The organism is Rhodoferax sp. GT1R46, from assembly GCF_056521285.1.
On the sequence record NZ_JBWMBC010000008.1, the window covers coordinates 219,157 to 227,390 of the forward strand.

Consider the following 8,234-nt stretch of genomic DNA (forward strand, 5'->3'; position numbering starts at 1 on the left):
GTTTTCAATATATGCACGGCCACCTACAGTCGTGACCATGCATGAACTAGCGTTTGTATTGGCGGGCTTTTTTGTCGGCACCATCGTCGGCCTCACGGGCGTCGGTGGCGGGTCGCTGATGACGCCCATCCTGATCTTCTTCTTTGACATCAAACCCTATTTGGCGGTAGGCACAGACCTGCTCTTTGCTGCATTCACCAAAATGGGGGGCACCATCAAGTTGGCCCGTGCCAAACGCATTGACTGGCCGGTGGTGCTCAATCTGTCAGCTGGAAGCATCCCGGCTTCGCTGATTACCCTGTACCTGCTGCACACGGTGGGTGCGGCCAACCCGGCCGTCCAAAAAGTCATGACCACCGCGTTGGGCCTGGCCTTGCTGCTGACGGCGGCCGCCACGCTGTACAAAGTAGTGCGCGGGAGAATGGCGCCCACGAGTATTGGTAAAGGCCAGGAGGCCGCTGCTGCCCGCCCCCGGCACTGGAGCCTGCCGCTGCTGTTCGGAGCCATCATTGGTACCCTGGTCACGCTGACCTCGGTGGGCGCGGGCGCCATTGGCGTTACCGTTTTGATGATTTTGTACCCCCTGCTGCCATTGCCCCGCATTGTTGCGGCTGACATCGCCTATGCGGTGCCACTCACGTTGGTGGCAGGTTTTGGCCACGCGTCCATGGGCTCTGTCGACTGGCCCATGCTGGCCAGCCTGCTGGTGGGCTCATTGCCCGGCATTTGGGTCGGGTCCCACCTGATGGACAAAACCCCCGAACGCGTGATCCGCTCCCTGTTGTCCGCACTGCTGGCCTATGCCGGCTTCAAATTAATCGCGCTTTAAAATGTACCAATACACTGACTTTGACCGCCAGTTCATTCAGAACCGTGCTGCCCAACACCGCGACCAGCTCGAACGCAATCTGGCCGGCACCCTGAGCGATGACGACTTCCGCCCCCTGCGTCTGCAAAACGGCTGGTACATCCAGCGTTACGCGCCCATGCTGCGCGTGGCCGTGCCGTATGGCGAGTTGTCCAGCACCCAGTTGCGCGTGCTCGCCCGCATTGCCCGTGAATACGACCACCCCGGTAAAGAAGTGTTTGACACGGCCATTGGCACCCAGGCCACTTGGGGCACCACGCATTTGCCCGTGGGCTACGGCCACTTCACCACCCGCCAGAACGTGCAGTTCAACTGGATTCCTCTGGTGAAAAGCGCCGACGTGATGGACCTGCTGGCCACGGTCAACATGCATGGCATCCAGACCAGCGGCAATTGCATTCGCAACATCACCAGTGACGAACTCGCCGGCGTTGCCGCAGACGAAATTGCCGATCCACGGCCATTTGCCGAAATCATGCGCCAGTGGAGCACGCTGCACCCCGAGTTCGCGTTCCTGCCACGCAAATTCAAGATTGCCATCACCGGTGCTACAGAAGACCGCGCCGCGACCGGCTGGCACGACGTGGGCCTGCACCTGATAAAAAATGAAGCGGGCGAGCTGGGCTTTCGGGTCCAGGTGGGCGGCGGCATGGGCCGCACGCCCATCATTGGCACCGTGGTGCGCGCGTTTTTGCCCTGGAACCAGATCATGAATTTTCTGGAAGCCGTGGTGCGTGTCTACAACCGCTGGGGACGGCGCGACAACCTGTACAAGGCGCGCATCAAGATTCTGGTCAAGGCCGAAGGCCAACGCTACATCGACGAAGTCGAAGCCGAGTACCAGCAGATTCTGACGGTGGACGGCGCTCCCCACACCATCAGCCAGGCCGAGCTGGACCGCGTTTCAGCATCATTTGTGCCGCCGGCCCTTGCAGAACGTGCGCAAGCAGCTATCAAAACAGTAGCAATTCCCGCTGACCGTCAAACCGACTACGCACGCTGGTTGAAGCAAAACGTCGCAGCCCACAAGAACCCGGTCCTGCGCTGCGTGACCCTGTCCTATAAACGCTTGGGCCAGGCACCCGGCGACGCCGATGCCGACCAGCTGGACACCGCAGCCGACCTCGCGCAGGAGTTCAGCGCCGGTGAAGTGCGTGTAACGCACGACCAGAACCTGCTGTTGCCCTGGGTGCGCGAGTCGGACCTGCCCGCCCTGTGGGTCGCTGCCAGCCACGCTGGTTTGGCACGCTCCAACATCCGCCTGCTGACCGACATGATTGCCTGCCCCGGCGGTGACTTCTGCGCACTGGCCAACGCCCGCTCCATTCCCATTGCAGCATCCATTACCGAGCGCTACCAAGACATGGACGAGCTGCACGACCTGGGCGAAATCGACCTGCACATCAGCGGTTGCATCAACTCCTGCGGACACCACCACAGCGGCCACATCGGCGTGCTGGGCGTGGACAAAGACGGCAAGGAGTGGTACCAGATTTCGCTGGGCGGCTCCGATGGATCGACGCTGAGTGGGCCTGCAGTGCCCGGCAAAGTAGTCGGCCCCTCGTTTGGAGCCCATGAAGTTCCCTTGGTAATTGAAGCAGTGCTGGACGCCTACCGGTTCAACCGCGTGGACCACGAAACCTTCATCGACACGCTCAAGCGTGTGGGCTTTGAGACCTTCAAGGCTGCCGCCAATTCCGCACGCCTGGCCAACCCGCATGAAGACCTGCATGTGTTGCCCAAAGCGCCCGGTTACGCCCGCGACGCGCAGGAAGCTTAAGATGGACCACGCAGAAAAAACTATGAAATTGATAGCTACTGACGCAAGTTCCACGGGGGCCACAGGCCAAAATGCCATTGAAGTGGCCAATGATGTAGACCCTCGAACCCTCACGCTGGAGGGTGTGGAGCGGATTGACCTGCACTTTCCCAAGTTCACCGATGGCCGCGCTTTCAGCCAGGCCTTTTTGCTGCGCCGCCGGCTCGGCTTCAAGGGCGAAATTCGCGCCACCGGCGACGTGTTGATTGACCAGCTGGTACAAATGCAGCGCAGCGGCTTTGATGCTGCGGTGCTGCGCGCAGACCAGAACATGGCCTTCGCACAGGCGCAGTTTGAGCGCTACAGCCGTTTCTACCAGGGGGATGCCGTCACGGTGCAACCCGCCTTCGCCCAACCCGCCCACAAGGAGGCCGCATGAGTGTCACCCCTCTCTTTCAGGCCGCACCCGCCGGTGCCGCCATCGAACTGAACGCACGCCCCTCACGGGAATACGTCATCAAGGTCGCCGAGTCGCGCGCACTGCTGGCGCAGGCCGCCGTGCAATACGCGTCACCGAACCAAGGCGGAACGCCTGAAGTTACCCAGGCGTCCAGCCTGGGCGCAGAAGACGTGGTGATCAGCCACATGATCAACAGCCAGGGCCTCAACATCGGCATCTTTGTGCTGGAGACCGGCAGGCTGCACGCTGAATCGCTGGCGCTTCTGACCCAGTTCAAGGCTACGTCGCGCGCGCCGGTCAGCGTTTTCACGCCCAACAAAGAGGCCGTCGTGCAATTTGTGGCCCGCGAAGGCAAAGACCCCATGTACACAAGTATTGCCCTGCGCAAGGAGTGCTGCAACATCCGCAAGATGGAGCCGCTGGCACGCGCACTGGAGGGCAAAAAGGCCTGGATCACCGGCCTGCGCCGCGAGCAGAGTGGCGCCCGTGCAGACGTGCCGCTGATCGATCATTCGGAACAACGCATCAAACTCAACCCCCTGGCCAACTGGACCTGGGGTGATGTGTGGCACTACATCAGCATCAACAAGGTGCCTTACAACCCGCTGCACGACCAGTTTTTTCCCAGCATTGGCTGCGAGCCCTGCACCCGCGCCATCAGCCTGGGAGAAGATTTCCGCTCCGGCCGCTGGTGGTGGGAAGCCGAGCTGGAAGGCGGCTCTGCCAAAGAGTGCGGCCTGCACGTCAAAGCATCCACCGAGTCCCAGAAAGCACCCGCATGAACGCCCGAAATGACCACCTCAGCAACCAGGAACGGCTCACCCACCTGAGCAACCAGCACCTGGATGCACTGGAAGAAGAAACCATCTTCATCCTGCGCGAAGTAGCCGCCGCGTTTGAGCGCCCCACCCTGCTGTTCTCGGGTGGAAAAGATTCGCTAGTGATGCTGAAATGCGCTGAAAAAGCCTTCGGCACGGGGCGCATTCCCTACCCGCTCCTGATGATCGACACCGGCCATAACTTCAAGGAAGTGACCGATTTTCGCGACTCCCGCGCCAAAGAGCTGGGCGCTGAGCTGATTGTGCGCAGCGTGGAAGATTCGATGGCCCGTGGCACCGTGCGCCTGGCCCACCCCGGCGAGAGCCGCAATGTGCACCAGTCGGTCACGCTGCTGGAGGCCATTGACGAGTTCCGCTTTGACGCCCTGATTGGCGGTGCCCGCCGTGACGAAGAAAAAGCCCGCGCCAAGGAACGCATTTTCAGCCACCGCGACAGCTTCGGCCAATGGCAACCCAAGGCCCAGCGCCCGGAGCTGTGGACGCTGTTCAACACCCGCCTGCAGCCGGGCGAACACTTCCGCGTGTTCCCCATCAGCAACTGGACCGAGCTGGACGTGTGGCAGTACATCGAGCGCGAAAAAATCGCTTTGCCATCGCTGTACTACACGCACAAGCGTGACATCGTGGAGCGCAAGGGCCTGCTGGTGCCAGTGACCGAACTGACGCCTGCCAAAGCGGGCGAAACCGTGGAATCGCGCGACGTGCGTTTTCGCACCGTGGGCGACATCACCTGCACCTGCCCAGTCGAAAGCCTGGCGGCCAACGCGGGTGACGTGGTGATTGAGACACTATCAGCCGATGTGAGCGAACGCGGTGCAACCCGCATGGACGACAAGACGTCCGAAGCCTCCATGGAAAAACGCAAGAAAGACGGATACTTCTGATGACCGCTACAAAATCAATAGCTGCTCCAGCAACATCCACGGGGGCTAGCGGCCTGAACGACACCCAATCCGCCCTGCGTTTCATCACCTGCGGCTCTGTGGACGACGGCAAAAGCACCCTGATTGGCCGCCTGCTGGTGGACAGCCGCTCGGTCATGCTCGACCAGCTGGCCAACGTGTCCAAAAGCGGCGAAGCCGACCTGGCCTTGTTCACCGACGGTCTGAGCGCGGAGCGCGAACAGGGCATCACTATCGACGTGGCTTACCGCTACTTTGCGACGCCCACGCGCAAGTTCATCATTGGTGACGCGCCCGGCCACGAGCAGTACACCCGCAACATGGTTACCGCGGCCAGCAGCGCCCACGCCGCCGTGGTGCTGGTGGACGCAACCAAGCTGAAGTGGAATGTGGACGGCCTGGTCGAACTGCTGCCCCAGACCCGCCGCCACTCGCTGCTGGTAAACCTGCTGCGCGTCCCCGGCATTGTGTTTGCCGTGAACAAACTCGATGCACTGGAGAGCGAAGCCAAGCCAGAAACCCAGGGCAATGCCACCGCAGCGTTCAACAAGATCCGAGAGGCGCTGCAAGCGTTTGCGGCCCACGCGGGTATTCAGGTTAGTGCCATCGTGCCGATCTCGGCCCTCAAAGGCAACAACGTGGTGCAAGCCACTGAAGGTTGGTGCGGCTACACAGGCCCCAGCCTGTTGACCCTTCTGGAACAACTGCCAGTGACACCACCCGAGCTGGATGTGCCTTTCGCCTTTCCAGTGCAATGGGTCGAAAAATTCTCGGCATCCAGCGACACCAGCCAGGGTCGCCGCATTTTCTGGGGCCGTGTGTCCACCGGTACGGTTCAACCGGGCCAGACCATCTCTATCCTGCCCAGCGGCAAGACGGCCACCGTGGCCCAGGTGCTGAACCACATCCGCGTACCGGGCAAGGTGACTGCAGGCCACAGCGCTGGCATTGTGCTGGACCGTGAAGTGGACGTGTCTCGCGGGGACTGGCTGCTGGCATCCAACGATGCACCCAGCCATTTCGAGACGACACGCGAAATCAAGGCCACCGTCGCCTGGATGGACGACGAACCTCTGGTGGCAGGCCGCGTGTACTGGGCGCTGCATGGCCACCGCTGGATCAAGGCCAAGGTCAAACGCATCGTGCACAGCCTGGACATCCATACGCTGGAAGAGCATGATGCGACCCAGATCGAGCCCAACGCCATCGGCCACATTGAGCTCAGCCTGCAAGAACCGATTGCCGCCCTGCCCTACAGCCAGTCGCGCGTTTTGGGTGCCTTGATTCTGGTGGACACCGCCAGCCACAAGACATCTGGCGCGTTGCTTCTGAATTGACCTGCAACAAGAAGAACCGCCGTATTCGCTGCCCCGCGTACCCCTGTGACATGCCGGGGCACCAAAAGCCAATAAAATCAAGGGTTTGATAAATCCATCCCCGCACATAAAACCAAAATGACCCACACCGTCACAGAAGCCTGCATCAAGTGCAAGTACACCGATTGCGTCGACGTTTGTCCTGTGGACTGCTTCCGCGAAGGCCCCAATTTCCTGACCATCGATCCGGATGAGTGCATTGATTGCGCGGTGTGTATCCCTGAATGCCCTGTCAACGCCATCTACGCCGAAGAAGATGTGCCCGCCGATCAGCGCCACATGACCCAGCTCAACGCCGATCTCGCCAAACTTCCAACCTGGAAGAGCATCACCAAACGCAAAGCACCACTGCCCGAAGCGGAGGAGTGGAAAGACAAGACAGGCAAGCTGTCACAGTTGCTCCGCTGATTTCGTCGTCAGGTTCGGATCATTTGCACGTGACCGCCCCGAAAGGTCTTATCGAGACCGATGCCGTCGTTGTGGGCGCTGGGCCGGTTGGATTGTTCCAGGTATTTCAGCTGGGGCTGCTGGAAGTCAAGGCCCACGTCATCGACGCACTTCCCTACGCTGGCGGACAGTGCGCCGAGTTGTACCCGGACAAGCCCATCTATGACATTCCAGCCATTGCCGTTTGCACCGGCCGTGAGTTGACTGATCGACTGCTCCAGCAAATTGCGCCTTTTGGCGCCACATTTCATTACAGCCAGCAGGTCACTGCGGTGCAAAAGCAGCCCGATGGGCGTTTTGCAGTCGACACCAGCATGGGCACGCGATTTCTGACAAAAACCGTATTCATCGCTGCTGGCGTAGGTGCCTTTTTACCCCGCACACTGAAAATTGATGGTCTGGAGCGGTTCGAGGGTACGCAGCTGAACTACCGGGTTACCAATGCGGCTGACTACGCTGGCAAAAACCTGATCATTGTGGGAGGCGATGACATCGCCCTGGAATGGGCGCTGCACTTGTGTGCCGCGCACCAGGACGGCAATCCCCACAAGGCCCGAAGCGTCACACTGCTGCACCGGCGCGACGTGCTGCAGGGCGATCCATTCACCGTGGCAACCATGCGTGCTTTGTGCGATGCCCAACACATGCAATTCAAGGTGGGACAAATTACCGGCTTTGAAGAGGCGAACGGGCTATTGACGGGCGCCAGGGTCGCAGGGGTCGACGGCGTCGAGAAAATAATCCCCGCAGATGCGTTGCTGGTGCTTTTGGGCCTTTCACCCAAACTCGGGGCTATTGCCGACTGGGGCCTGGACATTGCGCGCAAACAGTTGCAAGTCGACACCGAAACGTTTTCAACGAGCACGCCCGGCATATTTGCGGTAGGCGACATCAACACTTATCCAGGCAAGAAAAAGCTGATCGTCTGTGGTTTTCACGAATGCGTGTTGGCGGCCTATGGCGCCATGCCTTTTATTGCACCAGACAAGAAAGTTCTGCTTCAGTACACCACCACCAGCCCGCAACTGCACAAAGTGCTTGGCGTCGCGTCGCCAACACGGGCCTGAGTGCGCCAATTACTGAAAATTTGCTCTGCAGGGCAAAAACTGGAAAAGATCACGTTATAATTTGAGGCTGCATTCCTCGATAGCTCAGTTGGTAGAGCGCCGGACTGTTAATCCTTCGCTCAGCCTCAAAGGCGTTTTTTGAGAAGCCTCAGAAGCCGCAACGGCACTGGATAGTTTGCTACAAAAACAATAGCAAACGCAGTCGTTTTCTAATACTTTTTTCGCCTCTTTCTAATACTGTAGCTTTGGATACCAGCATTCGAGAGAGCCTTTCTCGTGCGAAAAGTTGCGCCTGATTCATCTAGATTGCGCGGCTTGTACTGACAGGTGACGCTTCCCGCGCATTGGTGTTTTGAACGCAGCAATGAACTCGCCTAGGTCGTTGCAATCGAATTGGACGGTAAGCGCGCGGCAAACCCATATTGACCGCGGCCCTGCAGTGGTGGTGACAGTCAGGGTGACGCGGTTGGCGGCGTCCAGCGATGTGGCAGCAACTCGCCAATCATGCTGTTGCGC

The 8,234-nt window shown here is 59.8% G+C and carries 8 protein-coding genes; all 8 read left to right on the forward strand.

Annotated elements, in window-relative coordinates:
- The first annotated feature begins 37 nt into the window (after positions 1-37).
- The 8 genes from AC097W_RS17245 (at position 38) to AC097W_RS17280 (ending at position 7,718) form a co-directional block, all read left to right on the forward strand.
- Positions 38-829: a sulfite exporter TauE/SafE family protein gene (locus AC097W_RS17245; RefSeq protein ID WP_479603857.1), complete on the forward strand. Its 792-nt coding sequence runs from the start codon at positions 38-40 to the stop codon at positions 827-829.
- 1 nt (position 830) lies between these two features.
- Positions 831-2,648 (forward strand): nitrite/sulfite reductase, encoded by a 1,818-nt coding sequence (locus AC097W_RS17250; protein WP_479603858.1) that lies wholly within the window; start codon positions 831-833, stop codon positions 2,646-2,648.
- A gap of 22 nt (positions 2,649-2,670) precedes the next feature.
- On the forward strand, positions 2,671-3,066 hold the full coding sequence (locus tag AC097W_RS17255) for a DUF934 domain-containing protein (RefSeq protein WP_479603859.1): 396 nt from the start codon (positions 2,671-2,673) through the stop codon (positions 3,064-3,066).
- Positions 3,063-3,869, forward strand: a complete 807-nt coding sequence (locus tag AC097W_RS17260; RefSeq protein WP_479603860.1) for a phosphoadenylyl-sulfate reductase — start codon at positions 3,063-3,065, stop codon at positions 3,867-3,869. Before AC097W_RS17255 ends, AC097W_RS17260 begins: the two co-directional genes overlap by 4 nt.
- The gene (gene cysD / locus AC097W_RS17265) at positions 3,866-4,810 is read left to right on the forward strand and encodes a sulfate adenylyltransferase subunit CysD (RefSeq protein ID WP_479603861.1); all 945 of its coding nucleotides are present in this window, start codon (positions 3,866-3,868) and stop codon (positions 4,808-4,810) included. Before AC097W_RS17260 ends, cysD begins: the two co-directional genes overlap by 4 nt.
- Positions 4,810-6,165 (forward strand): sulfate adenylyltransferase subunit 1, encoded by a 1,356-nt coding sequence (locus tag AC097W_RS17270; RefSeq protein ID WP_479603862.1) that lies wholly within the window; start codon positions 4,810-4,812, stop codon positions 6,163-6,165. The genes cysD and AC097W_RS17270 overlap by 1 nt, the downstream gene beginning before the upstream one ends.
- A 117-nt stretch (positions 6,166-6,282) precedes the next feature.
- Positions 6,283-6,612: a ferredoxin FdxA gene (fdxA, locus tag AC097W_RS17275; protein WP_479603863.1), complete on the forward strand. Its 330-nt coding sequence runs from the start codon at positions 6,283-6,285 to the stop codon at positions 6,610-6,612.
- Complete coding sequence (locus AC097W_RS17280) at positions 6,609-7,718, forward strand: NAD(P)/FAD-dependent oxidoreductase (RefSeq protein ID WP_479603872.1); 1,110 nt, start codon at positions 6,609-6,611, stop codon at positions 7,716-7,718. The genes fdxA and AC097W_RS17280 overlap by 4 nt, the downstream gene beginning before the upstream one ends.
- Positions 7,719-8,234 lie beyond the last annotated feature (516 nt).